The following is a 16,352-nucleotide window of genomic DNA, read 5'->3' as shown; positions in this document are numbered from 1 at the left end:
AGAGAGGTAGGTGGGAAGATGACCACAACCACGTGGGTCGTGATCGGCTGCGCAATCGTCGCGATCCTGCTCGTGGCCGCCACGGCCATCCGGATCGTTCCCGAGTACGAACGAGGCGTCGTGTTGCGCTTCGGCAAACTCGCCGGCACACGCAAACCAGGACTGCGCCTGATCATCCCCGTCGCCGACCGCATGATCAAGGTCTCCATGCGAGTGGTGACGATGCCGATCCAATCGCAGGGAATCATCACCCGAGACAACGTGAGCGTGGACATCTCCGCGGTCGCCTACTACCGCGTCGTCGACCCGGTGAAGGCGGTGGTCGAAATCGAAGACGTCCATGCAGCGATCAACCAGATCGCCCAGACCACGCTGCGCAAAGTCGTCGGACAACACTCTCTCGACGACGTGCTCGCACATACCGACTCGATCAACGACGACATCCTTCGCATCCTCGAGATGACCGCGCAGGAATGGGGCGTCGAGGTTCGACTGGTGGAACTCAAGGACATCCAGTTGCCCGGTGGGATGCAACGCGCAATGGCCCGCGAGGCCGAGGCCGAGCGGGAGAAGCGCGCCAAGATCATCGCGGCCGAAGGGGAAGCCGTTGCCGCCCATCAGCTTTCCACCGCAGCGAAGACCATGGCCGAGAACCCGATCGCCTTGCAGCTCCGCAGCCTGCAAACCCTTATGGAGATCGGCGTGGAGAAGAACACGACAGTGGTGTTCCCAGCGCCGCTGATGGCCTCACTCGCCGACCTGACCGCGTTCTTGTCCCGCGAAAACGGCGCACGAGACGCTCCCGGATTCCGCGGAGACAGCTCGGACATCTGACACGGTCAACAGCACCATCTCGTCCGGGCCATCCGTCTGAGGTCCACCCTGCGTGGCGATCTTCTCATTTCGTCACAGACCGGTCGGGTACGTCTCGGGGTGTTGACTCTCCTCCCACATACCGAAGGGTTCGAGGGGGCGCACCGCATCTGTCCGATCGAGATGAATGTACGCGTCGAACTGTTCGGGAACGCGGACGTGGAAGTAGTGGCTCTGGCGTTCGGTTTCCGGCAGATAGATCACACCGATTGCGCGAGCAAGGCGAATCGAGTCGACCGAATCGGCCGCACCGGCCGCCTGCGACGACAAGAAGAACGACTGCACTCCCGCCTGGTGGAAGGCCTCTTCGACGCTACCGGGGAGTGCGCGGCGAACCGTCATGCGTCGAGCCGGTCCGCCCCATTCGTCTGCGGCGGTGACGGTTCCTTCGAACGTCGAGAATCCGATGAGCCGACAGCGTCGCCGATACCGTTCACGCACCAGCTGCCCCAGGGTCAGCTGACCGTCGGCTCCGACTTCGGTCGCCCGTGCATCGCCCACGTGCGAGTTGTGTGCCCACACCACGATCTTCGCCGGGCTGGACGAACGTGAAGACAGATGTTCGGCGAGCGCGTCGAGGGTTTCGGCCATGTGGCGGTCGCGCACGTTCCAGGACGTGACCCGACCCCGGAACATGGTGCGGTAATAGAGTTCGGCGTCCTTCACCGCCACGGCATTCCGCCGGGCACAGAACAGTTCATCGGCCTCCGCGCCGTCGCCGCGGAGACGTTCCAGGGTCGCGGCGTACATCTCGACCAATTGGGTGACGACCTGCTGTTCGCAGGACTGTCCTGCACCGAACGCAGCCGCGTACCCGTATGCCTGTCCATCCGCAGCCGTGGAGTGATCGAAGCATGCGTATCGCGCGCGAGCACGCCGGGCCGCCTCGCGATCAACGGTGTCCAGGTAGGCGATCACATCCTGCATCGAGCGGTGCAGACTGTAGAGGTCGAGCCCGTAGAAACCGACTCGATCCAGATCCTGTGCTCGGCCGGCGTTGTATCGATGCAGCCAGTCGACGAAGTCCTTGACCACGGTATTTCGCCACATCCACGCCGGAAACCGTTCGAACCCCGACAGCGCCTCGTCGGCGGATCCGTCACTTCCCTTCCCCTGGACCCAGCGATTGACTCGGTAGGCGTCGGGCCAGTCGGCCTCCGCAGCCACCGCCGTGAAGCCTTTGTTCTCGATGAGCCACCGGGTGATTCGAGCGCGGGAGTCATAGAACTCTTCGGTGCCGTGAGAACTCTCGCCGATGAGTACGAATTCCGCGTCGCCGATGAAGTCGTCCAGCACTGCATCCGGCGGGACACCGTATCTGCACTCGATCGCCGATCGTGCGACGACGGCCGCCAGGGTTTGTTCGTGCGGATGTTCTGAGGGCGTGGTGGTGGGTGTGGACAGCAGGGTTCGGACCTCGTCGTCGGGCACCTGCGGGAAGGTCCGGTATGACTGGCCGACGGCTGCGAACAGTGTTGGCATGGAGGCACAGACGACTTCGTCGACCGCTCCGGCGAGTGCGAGACAGGTGGATTCGGGGGCCACCGGGACCGCGATGATGATCGCGGCCGGCTCACGTTCGCGTAGCGCACTCACCGCTGCCCGCATGCTGGCTCCGGTCGCCAGTCCGTCATCGACGAGGATGACTGTCGTGCCTGCGATCTCCAGCGGCGGGCGAGCCCCTCGGTACAGCCTCTCCCGCTTCTCGAGCGTGCGGGTCTCTCGTTCGACCACGGTCCGCAACTGTTCTTGGGTGACTCGACCGGCTCGCACCACGTCGTCGTCGAGCACGATGCGTCCGCCGGCTGCGATTGCCCCGAAGGCGAACTCTTCGTTCCCGGGCAGTCCCAGTTTGCGCACGACGAACACGTCCAACGGCAGTCGAAGCGATGCGGCGACCTCGAAGGCGACCGGAACTCCACCGCGGGCCAGGCCGAGGACGACGACGTCGTCGTGATCGCGGAAACCGGACAGCAGCTCGGCGAGGGCGCGCCCGGCCTCCCGACGGTCACGAAACAGCTGCGGTGCCGTCGTTCTCGCTGTCACGGGCGAGTTCATCGTCTGATCTCCTGTGCGTAGCGAACGACATCGGCGACGGTTCGGAGCTTGGCGTAGTCCTCTTCGGGCACGTCGACCCCGAGTCTCTTCTTGATGCCGGTCAAGAAGCTCAACCAGTCCATCGAGTCCAGGTCGGCTTGTTCGCGAATGGGCTCGTCGAAAGCGAGATCCCCGTCAGACAATTCGGGTGCCACCTCGAGCAGTGCGTCCACGACCGCGGTGGTGGTCGTCTCATCGTCCATGGTTGCTCCTCACAGTTCGTGCGGCCGCAGCAGCAGTTCTCGGATGGTGGAGAGAAACTTTGCGCCTTGGCGTCCGTCGCTGGCTCGGTGGTCGGCGGAGAGCGAAACGGTGACCACCGGGATGGGTTTGATCTCGCCGTCGACGATCCAGGGACGCTGGGTCATCGTGCCCACGCCGACCAGCGCGACCTGCGGTGGATAGATCGCGCCGAAGACGGCCTCGACGCCGTTGTCGCCGAGGTTGGTCACCGTGATGGTCGAGTCCGTGAACTCGGAGCTGCGCAGCTTACCGCTGCGGGTACGCGCCACCAGGTCGACGAGATCGGACTGCAGGGTGTCGAGAGACTTGTCGGGCACGTCATGGATCGCGGGGGCGATCAGTCCGCCGCCCCGTAACGCGATCGCGACTCCCACGTGGACGTCTGCTTGCATCGTGAACTCGTCGTCGGTCCAGAATCCGTTCATCGACGGACATTTGCGCGCGGCGACGGCCACGGCCTTCAAGATCAGGACGGCCGGGAGAAGACGCTCTTCGACCGGGTGTTGGGCGTTGCGTTCGGACAACCACCTCGACGCCGTCTCCATCGGAATCGTCTCGGCGAGGTAGTAGTGCGGTATCTCCCTTTTGGACCGGCTCATCGCCGCAGCGATGGTGCGACGCATTTCTCGTGCTCGACTGTCGGGTGCAGTGGTTTTGGCATGCTGCTCGACGTCGTCCAGTGTTATCGCGCCTCCGGGTCCGGTGCCGCGCAAGCGGTCAGGGTCGAGTCCGAGCTCTCGCGCACGACGCCGGGCAGCGGGGGAGATGCGTACTCGGTTCGAGGCCATGGGGCCGGTCGGGGCCGCAACAGTGGTCGTATGTGGGACGGACGGTGCGGTCGGCCCGGCCGAAGGGGAGGTTCGAGCGGTCACCAGAACCGGTTCGGCAGGCGCTGCGGGTGGGGGCGTCGACGATGGCGCCCCTGCATCGCCTCGTGCCGGTTGTTTCACCGTGGACGGTGTTTCGCCCGGTTCATAGAAAGTGGCCATCACCGTTCCGACCGGAATGGTCTCGCCGACTTCGACTTTCAGCTCGGCGACGGTGCCGTCGTGCCAGGTTTCCACCTCGATTGCGGATTTGGTGGTCTCCACTTCGGCGACGACTTGCCCCTTCTCAACGGTGTCTCCGGGGGCGATCTGCCACTCGGTGAGCTTCGCCTCGTCCATGTCGGCACCGAGTGAGGGAAGCCGGAACTCGATCACGGCGCCTCACCTACTCCGATCCCATGACGGAGCGCACCGCGGCTTCGATTGTCTCTCGTCGTGGGAGTGCGGCCTGTTCGAGCTGGCGCGCGTAGGGGATGGGTACCTCGGCGGTGCAGACACGTGCGGGAGGTGCATCGAGGTCGTAGAAGGCCTGCTCGACGAGTTGGGCCATCACTTCACCGGCGAGGCTGCCGCTGCGCCACCCTTCGTCGACGATCACCGCCCGGTGGGTTCGCGTCACCGACGCCACGACCGTCGCCATGTCGAGCGGTCTGAGCACTCTCAGATCGACTACTTCACAGCTGATCCCGTCCTCGGCAAGCTCGTCGGCGGCCTCCAGTGTCTTGGGCAACGACCCTCCGTAGGTGATCAGGGTGAGGTCGGTGCCCGGTCGCCGGACGGCTGCCGAGGTGATGTCGACATCGAACGGGTCCTCGAGATCGTCGGCGAGGTTGTAGAGCTGTGCATGTTCGAAGATGACGACAGGATCGGGATCTGCCAGGGCCGGTGCGAGCATCCCGCCAGCATCGGCAACGGTCGATGGCGCGAGGACGGTGATGCCCGGGATGTGGGCGTACCAGTTCTCGAAACTGTGGGAGTGTTGGGCAGCGAGCTGACGACCTGCACCCGTGGACATCCGGAGCACGAGCGGGACGGAGAACTGCCCCCCGGACATGTGCCGCAACGCCGCTGCGGTGTTCACCAGCTGATCGAGGGACAGCAGACTGAAGTTGACCGTCATGACCTCGACGATGGGGCGCAAACCGTTCAAAGCGGCGCCGACGCCGACGCCGACGAAACCGAGTTCGGACAGCGGTGCATCCCGAATCCGTTCTGGTCCGAACTCTTCGAGTAGCCCTTTGGTGACCGCGTAAGTACCGCCGTAGCGACCCACGTCCTCACCCATCACGAAGACACGGTCATCGGAGAGAAGCGCCTCTCGATGGGCGTCGCGAAGGGCACCTCGATACGTGGTCTTCACAGCGCCTCCTCGGCGTGTGGCGTGGAAACATCACGCAGGAGGTCATCGACGGGTTCAAGGGTGCCCTTCTCCGCGAACGCCACCGCCGCGTCGACCTCTGCTTCGGCCCGGGTCTTGATCGCCGAGACCTGGTCGTCGGTGAGAAGATCCAACTCTTTCAGTCGTGCGGTGAAGGTCGATATAGGGTCCTTCTTCTTCCATTCGTCCACCTCGGCCTTGTCCCGGTAGAGATCCGGATCGAACATCGAATGCGCGCGGAACCGGTAGGTCAGGAACTCGATGAAGTACGGCCCGCCGGTATCGCGGACATATTCCGCGCCGTGGTCTGCGGCCTCGTGACAGGCCATCACGTCCATACCGTCCACCTGGACAGTGGGCAGGTTGTAGGCCGCGGCCTTGGCCCGTAGATCGGTTTGTGACTGCGCCCGTTCGAGAGCCGTTCCCATCGCGTACCGGTTGTTCTCGCAGCAGAAGAGTATCGGCAGATTCCAGAGTGCTGCCATGTTGACGGATTCATGGAAGGCGCCTTCGGCGACGGCGCCGTCACCGAAGAAGCACGCCGTCACCCGCGTGCGTCCGTGAATCGCCTCGGCCAAGGCGATTCCGACCGCGAGCGGTAGCCCTCCGGCCACGATGGCGTTGCCGCCGAAGAATCGGGTGCGAGAGTCGAACAGGTGCATCGACCCACCGCGTCCGCGTGAGCACCCCTCCTGCTTGCCGAACATCTCCGCCATGATCGCGGTCATGGGTACGCCGTGGATCAATGCATGACCGTGCTCGCGGTACGTTGCAACCACCGCTTCGTCGTCAGTCAAGGCTCGTAGTGCTCCGACCGCGACAGCTTCCTGTCCCACGTACAAGTGCAGGAAGCCACGAATCTTGGTGGCTCCGTACAGTTCTGCTGCGCGTTCCTCCATGCTGCGAATGCGAACCATGTCGCAGAGAAGCCCGTGGAGGAAATCCTGACGATAAGCGCGGATCGCTGACGGGCTGCTCATGATTTCGCCTCGGATGTCGGAATGTGGCCGTCGGACTCCAACGTCGACAAGTCGCCCTCGGGCAGTCCGAGTTCGCGGGCGCGTACCAGTCGCCGCATGATCTTGCCGCTGCGGGTGTGCGGTAGCGCCGCGGCGTACTCGACGTCTTTGGGGGCGACCGCCGCCCCCAGTTTCTTGCGTGCGTGCCCGAGAAGCTCACGACGCAGTGCGTCGTCGAATTCATATCCGTGCTTCAGGGTGACGAACGCCTTGACCATTTCGCCGGTCACCGGAGAGGGCACGCCGATCACCGCGGCCTCGGCCACTGCGGGATGCTCCATCAGCACGTTCTCCACCTCGAATGGGCCGATCAGGTGTCCGGCGGATTTGATGACGTCGTCGGCACGTCCGACGAACCAGTAGTAGCCGTCGGCGTCTCTGGTGGCGAGGTCCCCGGTGAGGTACAGATCGTCGACGAAGCAGTCCCGGTAGCGTTGGGCGTTGTTCAGGTAACTGCGGAACATCGACGGCCACCCTGCGCGAAGGGCCAGTTCCCCGACTTGGTCCGGGGTATCGATGACGGTGACGCGGTGGTCTGCGCTTCGTTGCACGAGGCACGCGTCGACACCCGGTAGCGGCCGTCCCATCGATCCCGGTTTGATGTCGAAAGCCGCCGTGTTGGCGATCATGATGCCGCCGGTCTCGGTCTGCCACCAGTTGTCATGGATCGGCAGCCCGAGGACATCGCGTCCCCACCACACCGCCTCGGGATTCAGCGGTTCGCCCACGCTGGCGACAAACCGCAGATCGGGGTGTGAGAACTTGCGCGCCAGGTCCTCCCCGGCCCTCATCAGCATGCGGATCGCCGTCGGCGCGGTGTACCACACCGACACCTTCTCCTGCTCGAGGATCCGGTACCAACGCTCGGCATCGAAGTCTTCGGGATCGACGATCGAGGTGATGCCGTGCAGTAGTGGCGCGATGATTCCGTACGACGTGCCGGTCACCCAACCGGGGTCGGCTGTGCACCAGTAGATGTCGTCTGGGTGCAGGTCGAGTGCGTAGAAGCCGGTTGCGTAGTGGGTCGCGAGGGCGCCGTGGACGTGGACTGCACCCTTGGGAGTGCCGGTGGTCCCGCTGGTGAAGTGCAGCAGCGCTGGATCGTCTTCGGTGGTCGGGGTCAAGTCGGCGTCGTCAGAGGCCGCGGCCATGAGTTCACTGAAGCTTTCCGTTCCGGAAACCGTAGCGACCGAACCAGATTCGCCGATGACGATGACCCGGCGCAGAGTCGGCATCGTGTCGCGGATCGCCGCCAGCTTCTTGCGATACAGCGACTCGGTGATGAGCAGGACTGCGCCACGGCCGAGCCGAATCCGGGTGGCGATCGGCTCTGGTCCGAACGCGGAGAACAGGGGAGAGACGATCGTGCCGTTGCGGAGAGCGCCCATCACCCCGGCATAGAGTTCCGGGCCGCGGGCGGCGACGACGAACATGACGTCGCCCTTGCCGATGCCGAGTTCGCGGAGCACATTGGTGAACCGCCGGGCCGAGTGCGCCAGCTGGTCATAGGACAGATCGACACTGCCGATCGTGCCGGTCGTGGCCGGGGATCCCATGAACCGTAGCGCGGTTCGAGCGCCGGCCTCGCCGTCGGCGTGGCGGTCGACCGCGGTGTAGGCGATGTTGCACCCGCCGTCGGGGGTTCGCAGCAGGGGGTCTGACCGCGCCCAGCTGAACGTTTCCCGCGTGGCCTGATAGTCGTCGAAATTGGGGCGCACCAGCAGCTCCGCCGGCGTTTTGCGGATGATCTCGGTGGCGGCGTGCGCAGCGGCCGGCTGTCGGGTCATCGTGATGCTCTGGTCAGCGAACCGTCGGCGCTCGGAGCGGCTTCGGGAAGGTCGAGGTCGGCCGCGAGACCGGTGACCGCGCCTCCGTCGACGACGAACTCTGCGCCGGTGGAATATGTCGCCTCGGTGACGATGAACCGGATCATCCGCGCGACTTCATCTGCCTCACCGTAGCGAGGTATCGGCTGATTCATCGTGAGCTCGTCGCCGAGCCCTTCGGTCATCGGGGTGCGGATCGGTCCGGGGTGTACCGAACAGACGCGGATGCCGTCGGCGCTGAGGTCGAGTGAGGCGGCCTTGGTGAGTCCCCGCAATCCCCACTTGCTCGCGACGTAGCCGGCGAGATTCGGATAACCCATCAGTCCCGCTGTCGACGACACGTTGACGATCACCCCCGATCCGCTGCGCCGAAGTTGATCCGCGGCCAGGTGCATACCGAGGTAGGGGCCGACCAGGTTGACCTCGAGAATGCGATGAAACTGATCGGATGTGAAGGTCTCGATGCTGCCGAAGTCGAGAATTCCGGCATTGTTGATCAGAGCGGTCAGGGCCCCGGCACGTTCCTCGGTTCTGGAGAGGACGGCTTGCCAATTGTTCGCGTCTGTGACGTCCAGATACTCGAACATCGCAGTGGGACCGATCGATTCGGCAACGGAATGACCATCGAGAATGTCCGCGATGACCACGGTCATCCCTGCTGAGGCCAACGCACGCGCGGTCGCATCACCGATTCCACGGGCGCCGCCGGTGATCAGAGCGACTCCGGTGTCGGGCTGGTGGTTCTCTGCCATGATTCGCGGCTTTCGTCGGGTGTGGAGAAGGCCCTCATCACCATTCGACTCCCCGAATCCACCCGCCTCTAGTGTCCAATGGCCCACAGTCGTGTGGCCAACGTCGGAGATCGAACCTTATGCCGCTTTCGGGCGGTTCATACTATTCACCTTGGGCCGACTCGGCTACCGGGGCTGATCCGTGCCGAAATCCGGAAGTGATCGGATCAGCCGACGGAGGATAGGTGGTGTTGCCCTGGAGGATCAGGGTCGAATGTCGTGACCCCGGGGCAGGCCGAATCGAAGTCGGCTCCGCAGGGTGCGGCATTGGTCGGCAAGGCGCCTCAGCGGTCGTGTTGCGTCTGCACGGTCGGCCGTCGAGGCGGGGCAGACAGCGGTTCGGACGAAGTACTGCTGCCATGGCCGCGGATTCTAATCAATCATCCTGTTGCGCCGAATCATTCATGTGAGGGAGTGGACCTCGTACGGGTCCAACCTCGGCCCGCCGGGCAGGTGCGTCCACGGTGACCCGAGATCGGATCGCGCCTCCCAGTGCGATCAAGGCGACACCTATACCGACGCAGGCGGCCTGCATGAAGCTGTAGGTGCGGATGACGAGGAGTTGGATGATGATCCACCCGATGAGCCAGCCTCCTGCCACCACCGACACCCACACCGCGCGGGTGTCGGACTTTCGATACAGCAACCAGGCCGCGACGGACATCGGCACTCCAACGAACACGGCCAACGCGACGCCGGCCAAGACCGGACTATCCAGCGGCAGGCGGGAATTGATGGTCTCACCGAAATCAGTACCGCCACCGATCAGGCCCACGGCACCGGCGAAGGCGAACAGCGCGGTCAGCGAGGTCAGCAAAACGGCTGCTCTCCGGAAGACACCGGATCGCTGGGTGCGAGCCTCGTTGTTGTCGGTCATCTGGTCGTACCTCGGTGGCGTAGAGCTTCCCTCACTACAGCGTGCTCGCGACGTCGCCTCGACATCAGGGCCTGAAGTCACCTCTCGACGGCTACCGACCGGATCACCGGCGGCTTGGTCGAGGTCGACGTCGAGATGAAGGACTGCACCCTCACGTCGAGTCCAGCGGGACCATCCCTGGTCGCGGACCAGCTGCAGCATGCGTGTGTTCTCGGCGAGGATATCTGCGGTGAGTTCGTGATATCCGCTTTCACGGGCCCAGATCGCCAGATGGTAAAGCAGTTCGGTACCCACTCCGTGGTCCTGGTGATCGTGTGCGACAACCATCGCAACCTCACCACTCTCGGTCCCGTTTGACTGGCCATCACGCTGTGGTGCCGGGCCCACCGTCACCAAGTACGCGACCCCGATCAGCCGCGTCCCGGTGAACGCACCGAGCGCGAGATGCCGGCCATCTTGTGCGCAGATGTCCGCTGCCAGGACAGCGAGATCACCCGGGCGCAGCGCGAAGAACCGAAAGTAGGTCTCGCGATCACCCATCTGTTGGTGCAGCGCGACAACCGACGCCTGGTCGGCCGGCTGCAATGGGCGGATGAGCAGGTCGGTGGGGGTACTCGTGGGGGAGAAGCCCGCACCGGCCTGTTCGGCCGCAGACCGCGCGTCGTCCGTCATACGTCCATGGAAATCTGGCGTCTGGAGCCGAGCTAGGGCCGATTGCCATGCAACGAGTGCCCTAAGACTCACGGAGTGGACTCTCGTCTTTGCGGCAGATGGGCCGGATTCACCGTTTTCCTACGAGTGAAGTCGGTCGCTGCTACGCCGATCGCTGGAAAGTGACTCGCCGCGTCCGGCAGCTCCATGGTTGCGTAGGGACACTGCAGTGGCAGCATCTGACAGTAATGGCGTCATCTGCCGGACAGGCGTACTCTCGCCACATGAGCGCACCGTCGGGCTGGCGTGAACGGCGGCAGCAGAGTGCCATGCTCGACATCTCCGACACCGCGCTGGACATGTTCGCCGAGCACGGCTTCGTCGAAACGACAATCGTCGATGTCGCGCAGGCTGCCGGCGTGTCCGAGCGCACGTTTCACCGATATTTCCCCACCAAAGGGCACGCCATCGCCCCCGCTCTCGATGCCGGCTGGCAGGACTATGTGGACAGGTTCGCCGGCCGACCTCACTCTGAGTCAGTGGTAGACGGGCTTGTCGACTCGCTTGAGTCGGTGCTGGACGGACCCCATGGCCGGCGGCACGCGACGTTTCTCAAGTCTCTGCCGAACTCACCGATGCTCGCGCCCGCCTGGCTGAGTGTGCATGATCGATGCCGCGCGGCGTTGCAGCCAGTGTTGGCCCGCCGACTCCAGCTCGACCCCGATGGAGACCGTGCCGAGTTCGTGGCCGCTTGTGTGATCGCCGCCAATCGGGTGGCCGTCGAACGCTGGTCACGAGATCCGCGCCAGGCAATCGCCGCCACGGTGCGGACCTGTCTCGACACCATGCGCCCACTGTTGACCCCCGATCCCGGGTGTCGCACCCTCACAGAAAGCAGGACACCATGACAACCGCTGGAACACTGGCTGGCCGAGTCGCCTTCATCACCGGTGCCGCGCGTGGTCAGGGACGCGCCGAGGCCGTCGCTCTCGCCAAGCACGGCGTCGACGTCATCCTCACGGATATATGCGCGTCGCCAGCCGAGACCGATTATCCCGCAACGACTCCCGAAGACTTGGAAGAGACGGTAGCCCTCGTCGAGAAGGCCGGGCAGCGCGCGGTGCACGCAGTGGCCGATGTGCGCGACCTGGGCGCAATGGAGGCGTTGGTGGCACGAGGGGTTGCGGAGTTGGGGCGACTGGACATCGTGGTCGCGAACGCCGGCATCGTCAGTTGGGGACGATTCTGGGAGATGACCCCGGAGCGCTGGCGGGACATGATCGACATCAATTTGACTGGCGTCTTCAACACGCTGCGCGCTGCGGCTCCGGTCATGATCGAACTCGGGAACGGTGGCTCGATCATCGCGACCAGCTCGGTGGCCGGGATCAAGTCGCTACCCGGACAAGCCCACTACAGCGCCGCCAAGCACGGTGTCGTCGGACTGGTGAAATCAGCCGCGATAGAACTGGCTCCGTACAAGATCCGCGTCAACTCTATCCACCCCTGGGGCGTAAACACCCCGATGGGAGCAATGGGCGCCGACGGAGAGAAGGTATTCGCCGACAACCCCTCTTACAGCGCCGCCATGGGCCAGTACTGGTTCGATCCGCCGATTTCAGAACCTGAGGACATCGCCAACACCGTTGTCTTTCTGGCCGGCGACGAATCCCGCACCATCACCGGGATTCAGCTACCGATAGACCACGGCGCAACCAAGATCTGACCCTACGCGCTCCACGGGATCGATCCGGGTTCGATTGTCTTCCACAGGCAACGGTCGGCCATTGGCTGGCTCAGATTCCAGTGGTAGACGATTCGGCGTTGCTCGCCCCCGGACACTTCCTACCCCCGCTTTCGGGGAGCAGGTCCTCGAAAGCGGTCCCTCAGCGACGCAGTGCGGCCATGACCTGATCGGCCATCGCCTGCTGGCCACGTGTGTTGGCGTGCATCGCCGGGAAGCTGACCGCACCCAACGTCGGCTCGACCCATCGCCGATCGCCCGCGCAGGCGTCGTGGCCGGTGGAGACCTTGGTCATGTCGACATAGGTTGCGTGCGTGGCTGCGGCGGCGCGGCGCATGGCGTCGTTGAGGGCAGCGAAGGCCCGGTGCAGGTATTCGATGTCTCCGGGCGCCGTAAGCAAAGACACCGAGCAGAGCGCAGTGCCCACGGCCGGGAAGATCTGCGGATACCCGACGAGGAGGACGCGGGCGCGCGGCGCGGCGCGGTTGATGTGGCGCAACGCGTTCACGAGGTCGGGGTACGTCGAGGAGTTGATCTTGTCGACCAACGAGGTCCCGAACTCATCGCGGCATGGGGCCGCCGACAACGGCGCGGACAGCCAGGCCTGCTGGCAGGCCGAGGTCGAGTAGTTGAACAGCCCGTTGTTGTTTGCGCCGATCGTCAGGGTGATCAAGCGGGTCGCCGGTCCCACCGCGCTGATCTGCGGCCCCTGCCACCGGTACTGCGACCGGTTCAGGTTCTCGGTCGTCGCGCCTGCGCAACTGACGTCGGCGACCGGGGTCCCGTGTCGCTTGGCGACGAGGTGGGAGTAGTTGACCAGCGAGTTCGAGCAGAAGGTTGCCGCACTCGTCGCCTGGGGGAACACCGATGCGCCTGCGCTGTAGCTGTCACCGAGATTCACGAACGGGTATCCGTCCGCTGCCTGGGCCCCGCCCGCCTGGGCGAGTCCGCCAACGAGAGCGACGGCGGTGGCCGCCGCGGTCAGCACGGTTCGGATGCCGAGGCGTCGGTGGGGCCTGCGGCCGTACGGCAAGGGCATCCGGAACTCCAGATCGTGGTGCTCAAGTGACTGATGTTGTTAGTTGAATCTAACATACGGGCCGACAAACCCACGATCGGCGTCCGCATTTACGGGGATAGCCCAATCGAGACACCCGTAACATTTTCGTCGCTGGTGACGAAACTCGTCGCACCACAATGATGCATTCGCGCGTCAGGTTGACATATGGAGAAGTCGAGTCTTCTCATCTGTTTCGACTCGTCTTCTTTAATTGGTAACGGGACGTGTTGATGTAGGGCGAGTAACTTAGCCCCGCGCGCGACCGGTCGTGTAAGGTCCGGCCGGGCCGTGGTGGGACACGGATCATTGGATGACGTCGCCGACGCGGTACACACAGCTAGCCGCAGCCCTACATTGGGGGAATGGCTAAAGACTGGAAAGATGAGGTCGCGCGAGCACGAGCTGCGCTTACTGTCGCGGCAATGCGTAGAACGTTGCTGACTTATAAAGAGCTCGGAACGGCGATCGGCATGAGTGGAGTCGAGCTACGCAATAGGTTGCCGCGCGTCCTCGACGCGTTGTCGGATGAGTGCAATCACGCGGGGGAGCCTTCCCTCGCAGCGCTGGTGGTGAATGCCGACACCGGCAAGCCAGGCGCGGATGGTCGGACGGGGTACGACCTTGGCACACTGAAGTCAGGAGGGTATTCGTCCACCACTCCAGCTGACACAGTCCCAACTAGAACTGTTCGATGTACGCCGAGAAGCACCGGCACGCCGAGGAGTTGTATATCCGACGTACTGCGGCTCAGCGCGGTGCACCTACACTCAGACGTGCCCTTTTATGTGTCGATGACAACGCCACGACGAACTACTTCGGCTGCACTGACGGCATACGCATGAGCAGCACTCTGACGCGTGGACGCACGCAGGTGACCCCGTACGGCCATCACCCTGATGAAACGACGAACGGTTGCGCCATCGCAGCACTATTCGCGGCACTCGCGGGAATTGTGCCGGCCGCGATCGTTCTCGCGTGGATTGCGATCCGCGAGACAGCACGACGACCGCACGAGCAAGGCTTCGGCTTAGCCGTCGCTGCCATCGTCATCGCTGTCGTTGAGATAGCGGTTGTGGTCGTGTTGCTATTCAGTGTTGGTCTGCCGTTTGGCGATTGGACGGCTCAGTAGCGTGCCCGTAACTCGTCGCGAAGGCTCGCGCGTCACCCTCACCGCGGACCCAGTCCACTTGCCCAAACCTGAAGAAACGACGAACCTTTGTGCCTGCCTCGCACTGTTCGCCGCGCTCCTGGGCCTGATCCCGGTCACTGTTGTGTTCGCGTTCATTGCGTTCTCCGAAGTCCAAAGACGGCCGTACGAACGCGGCGCTGGCATTGCGATCTCGGCGCTTCTCATCGCCATCGTGGAGATCATCGCAACCCTCATTGCGCTTCGACATTTCGGCCTTCCACCCTTCAACGGTTAGGGGTACGTGAGTGGCAACACTTATGTCACATCACCGTGAGAGGTGTTCTCCCCCTGCGTCATTCAGCCGGTAGCGAGACGTGTTGAAGTATGACGAGTAACAGGGGGCGGGCCTAGACAGGCTCAGTCCGTACGTTACGGACTAGAACCCGCCCAGTGTGAGTTCCAGCTGACAACGGACTCGGGAGCCAGGCGGCAACCACTGACGTGGCGCCACTCCAACCCAGGGTAGTGATCTTTGCTTAGCATCGGGGGAACGGTCAGAACCCAAAGGTGCTGACTCGCATCTGTTTTCACTCGTCCTTGTTCATCGCCGATTTTACGTTATGTCATCACTGCAGCTACCAGGACAGCCGATTGGCGGGGCCTTCGATGGCCGTCCCCGCCCAAGGCGATCTGACAGAGGGGGGTGCCCGGGCGACCTAGGCGGTTCTCGCGAGGAGTGGGCGAGATCTAAACGCTCTTCCGGATCTCAGTCGCCTCCTTCCTTCGTTGCTCCCCACGAGTCCGTTAGCTGAGCGTGTATAGCGATTGCCCGTTTGCGGCGTATGCAGTTTCGGCGTCTCTGGCGACCAGCGCGGTGACACTGCTGATGGTGCTGCGTTGTTCCCAGTGTGTGCCGTCTGGGCTGCGCCAGACGGTGTTGGCGGTGTCAATGCCCCAGAGCGTGCCATCGGGTGCGGCCGCCAGGAGGGCTAGGGCCGGCGCATCGGGGACGATTGTGAAGGTCTGGGCGTCGTCGGTGCTGTGTTGCAGCCCTGCGGGGGTGGTCGCCCAGACGCCGTGGTCGGTGATCGTGAGTGCTGCTGCGGCCAGGGACGCGCCGGTGTTCCAGCTTGTCCCGTCGTCGGTCGATACGAGCAGGCGGTTGATTCCGTCGAAGCCTACGAGTAGTTGTCCGTTGGTGGCGAGCGCGTGGAAGTCGATTTGGCCGGCCACCGATCTCGGTGTCCATGTCTGCCCGCCATCTTCGCTGGCGACGAGTCCCAGCGGGTTGGGTGCCGAGCTCCGCGGGCTGGGATGGCCGGAGGCGAAGAGCCGATCAGAGCCGGGTACCCCGGTCAGTCCCATGAAGTCGTCGTCGGAGACGCCGACCCGGCTGGTGGTTCCGTCTGCGGTGAGGGCGACTACGCCGGTGTGAGTTCCGGCGAGGATCGTGCCGTCGGCGCGGATGTGCAGGGCGTGAAGGTGGTCGAGTTCTGGGGTCAGTGTTGCGACTATCTCTGGTGAGGTTGCCGACGTCGGTGGGGATGTGGGTTGTTCCTGGGTGGCACAACCGCTCAGCACAGTCAGCGTGGCGATGACTACGACCGCAACAGTGCGGATGGACAGGCTCGAGACAGGCAAGCGGCTAGGACTTTCGTGTGGATAGGGCCGAGTTCGGGCGTGGCGTCTCTGGGTGGTGTGGGTGATCGGCGATAGCGGCGAGACCGGGATCGAGGGTCGGTAGAGAGCCACCCTGGCCCTGAATCACCCCAGGTTTTGTGCCGCCTCCAATGTGGGCTGGTCCTCGGGGCCGAGGCCAGCGTAGTGGAGCGTTTCG

Annotated in this window: 15 protein-coding genes; 5 read left to right on the top strand and 10 right to left on the bottom strand. The window is 63.9% G+C overall.

The genetic code is table 11. The annotated features are described in order from the left end of the window. Positions 1 to 18 precede the first annotated feature (18 nt). On the top strand, positions 19 to 834 hold the full coding sequence (locus BPODLACK_RS07165; RefSeq protein ID WP_024499294.1) for a slipin family protein: 816 nt from the start codon (positions 19 to 21) through the stop codon (positions 832 to 834). A 72-nt stretch (positions 835 to 906) separates the two neighbouring features. Here the strand turns inward: BPODLACK_RS07165 and BPODLACK_RS07160 are convergent, their stop codons facing one another. The 8 genes from BPODLACK_RS07160 to BPODLACK_RS07125 all read right to left on the bottom strand — a co-directional run bounded on the left by BPODLACK_RS07160 (position 907) and on the right by BPODLACK_RS07125 (position 10,603). Beyond that, the gene (locus BPODLACK_RS07160; protein WP_024499295.1) at positions 907 to 2,931 is read right to left on the bottom strand and encodes an erythromycin esterase family protein; all 2,025 of its coding nucleotides are present in this window, start codon (positions 2,929 to 2,931) and stop codon (positions 907 to 909) included. Next, entirely contained in the window at positions 2,928 to 3,173 is a 246-nt protein-coding gene (locus tag BPODLACK_RS07155; RefSeq protein WP_006435584.1) for an acyl carrier protein, read from the bottom strand. The genes BPODLACK_RS07160 and BPODLACK_RS07155 overlap by 4 nt, the downstream gene beginning before the upstream one ends. A gap of 9 nt (positions 3,174 to 3,182) precedes the next feature. After that, the gene (locus BPODLACK_RS07150) at positions 3,183 to 4,415 is read right to left on the bottom strand and encodes a dihydrolipoamide acetyltransferase family protein (RefSeq protein ID WP_024499296.1); all 1,233 of its coding nucleotides are present in this window, start codon (positions 4,413 to 4,415) and stop codon (positions 3,183 to 3,185) included. 10 nt (positions 4,416 to 4,425) lie between these two features. Then, positions 4,426 to 5,400 (bottom strand): alpha-ketoacid dehydrogenase subunit beta, encoded by a 975-nt coding sequence (locus BPODLACK_RS07145; RefSeq protein WP_024499297.1) that lies wholly within the window; start codon positions 5,398 to 5,400, stop codon positions 4,426 to 4,428. Continuing rightward, the gene (pdhA, locus tag BPODLACK_RS07140) at positions 5,397 to 6,398 is read right to left on the bottom strand and encodes a pyruvate dehydrogenase (acetyl-transferring) E1 component subunit alpha (RefSeq protein ID WP_024499298.1); all 1,002 of its coding nucleotides are present in this window, start codon (positions 6,396 to 6,398) and stop codon (positions 5,397 to 5,399) included. Before pdhA ends, BPODLACK_RS07145 begins: the two co-directional genes overlap by 4 nt. Further along, positions 6,395 to 8,224, bottom strand: a complete 1,830-nt coding sequence (gene acsA / locus BPODLACK_RS07135; RefSeq protein WP_035760599.1) for an acetate--CoA ligase — start codon at positions 8,222 to 8,224, stop codon at positions 6,395 to 6,397. The genes pdhA and acsA overlap by 4 nt, the downstream gene beginning before the upstream one ends. Next, on the bottom strand, positions 8,221 to 9,015 hold the full coding sequence (locus BPODLACK_RS07130) for an SDR family NAD(P)-dependent oxidoreductase (protein ID WP_096274053.1): 795 nt from the start codon (positions 9,013 to 9,015) through the stop codon (positions 8,221 to 8,223). Before BPODLACK_RS07130 ends, acsA begins: the two co-directional genes overlap by 4 nt. A gap of 415 nt (positions 9,016 to 9,430) precedes the next feature. Further along, positions 9,431 to 10,603: a GNAT family N-acetyltransferase gene (locus BPODLACK_RS07125; protein ID WP_024499301.1), complete on the bottom strand. Its 1,173-nt coding sequence runs from the start codon at positions 10,601 to 10,603 to the stop codon at positions 9,431 to 9,433. A gap of 263 nt (positions 10,604 to 10,866) precedes the next feature. On the opposite strand from BPODLACK_RS07125, the gene BPODLACK_RS07120 reads away from it, so the two are divergent. Beyond that, positions 10,867 to 11,490: a TetR family transcriptional regulator gene (locus tag BPODLACK_RS07120; RefSeq protein ID WP_157753396.1), complete on the top strand. Its 624-nt coding sequence runs from the start codon at positions 10,867 to 10,869 to the stop codon at positions 11,488 to 11,490. Then, positions 11,487 to 12,308 (top strand): mycofactocin-coupled SDR family oxidoreductase, encoded by an 822-nt coding sequence (locus BPODLACK_RS07115; RefSeq protein WP_024499303.1) that lies wholly within the window; start codon positions 11,487 to 11,489, stop codon positions 12,306 to 12,308. The genes BPODLACK_RS07120 and BPODLACK_RS07115 overlap by 4 nt, the downstream gene beginning before the upstream one ends. Positions 12,309 to 12,468: 160 nt before the next feature. On the opposite strand, the gene BPODLACK_RS07110 is transcribed toward BPODLACK_RS07115, so the two are convergent. After that, positions 12,469 to 13,365, bottom strand: coding sequence for an SGNH/GDSL hydrolase family protein (locus BPODLACK_RS07110; protein ID WP_024499304.1), 897 nt, complete (start codon positions 13,363 to 13,365; stop codon positions 12,469 to 12,471). 712 nt (positions 13,366 to 14,077) lie between these two features. Here BPODLACK_RS07110 and BPODLACK_RS23280 point away from each other — a divergent pair. Both BPODLACK_RS23280 and BPODLACK_RS07100 read left to right on the top strand, forming a co-directional pair. Then, the gene (locus BPODLACK_RS23280) at positions 14,078 to 14,515 is read left to right on the top strand and encodes a hypothetical protein (RefSeq protein WP_084811750.1); all 438 of its coding nucleotides are present in this window, start codon (positions 14,078 to 14,080) and stop codon (positions 14,513 to 14,515) included. A gap of 58 nt (positions 14,516 to 14,573) precedes the next feature. After that, positions 14,574 to 14,810 carry a hypothetical protein gene (locus BPODLACK_RS07100; RefSeq protein WP_074852728.1) on the top strand — a complete coding sequence of 79 codons (237 nt, stop codon included), beginning with the start codon at positions 14,574 to 14,576 and terminating at the stop codon, positions 14,808 to 14,810. Between the two features lie 509 nt (positions 14,811 to 15,319). Here the strand turns inward: BPODLACK_RS07100 and BPODLACK_RS07095 are convergent. Further along, a complete protein-coding gene (locus tag BPODLACK_RS07095) occupies positions 15,320 to 16,156 on the bottom strand; it encodes a F510_1955 family glycosylhydrolase (RefSeq protein WP_024499307.1) in 837 nt (278 codons plus the stop codon). Between the last annotated feature and the right edge of the window lie 196 nt (positions 16,157 to 16,352).

Origin of the sequence: Gordonia sp. YY1, assembly GCF_009872315.1 — a bacterium.
Taxonomy (GTDB): domain Bacteria; phylum Actinomycetota; class Actinomycetes; order Mycobacteriales; family Mycobacteriaceae; genus Gordonia; species Gordonia amicalis.
Note: the sequence above shows the minus strand (reverse complement) of the source record. Positions and strands in the feature narration are given on the sequence as shown.

Excerpts from the sequence above, each read along its gene's own strand:
- BPODLACK_RS07110 (WP_024499304.1), bottom strand. The coding sequence starts at position 13,365 with ATGCCCTTGCCGTACGGCCGCAGGCCCCACCGACGCCTCGGCATCCGA.
- BPODLACK_RS07155 (WP_006435584.1), bottom strand. The coding sequence starts at position 3,173 with ATGGACGATGAGACGACCACCACCGCGGTCGTGGACGCACTGCTCGAG.
- BPODLACK_RS07165 (WP_024499294.1), top strand. The coding sequence starts at position 19 with ATGACCACAACCACGTGGGTCGTGATCGGCTGCGCAATCGTCGCGATC.
- acsA (WP_035760599.1), bottom strand. The coding sequence starts at position 8,224 with ATGACCCGACAGCCGGCCGCTGCGCACGCCGCCACCGAGATCATCCGC.
- BPODLACK_RS07125 (WP_024499301.1), bottom strand. The coding sequence starts at position 10,603 with ATGACGGACGACGCGCGGTCTGCGGCCGAACAGGCCGGTGCGGGCTTC.
- BPODLACK_RS07130 (WP_096274053.1), bottom strand. The coding sequence starts at position 9,015 with ATGGCAGAGAACCACCAGCCCGACACCGGAGTCGCTCTGATCACCGGC.
- BPODLACK_RS07115 (WP_024499303.1), top strand. The coding sequence starts at position 11,487 with ATGACAACCGCTGGAACACTGGCTGGCCGAGTCGCCTTCATCACCGGT.
- BPODLACK_RS23280 (WP_084811750.1), top strand. The coding sequence starts at position 14,078 with ATGTACGCCGAGAAGCACCGGCACGCCGAGGAGTTGTATATCCGACGT.
- BPODLACK_RS07120 (WP_157753396.1), top strand. The coding sequence starts at position 10,867 with ATGAGCGCACCGTCGGGCTGGCGTGAACGGCGGCAGCAGAGTGCCATG.
- pdhA (WP_024499298.1), bottom strand. The coding sequence starts at position 6,398 with ATGAGCAGCCCGTCAGCGATCCGCGCTTATCGTCAGGATTTCCTCCAC.
- BPODLACK_RS07160 (WP_024499295.1), bottom strand. The coding sequence starts at position 2,931 with ATGAACTCGCCCGTGACAGCGAGAACGACGGCACCGCAGCTGTTTCGT.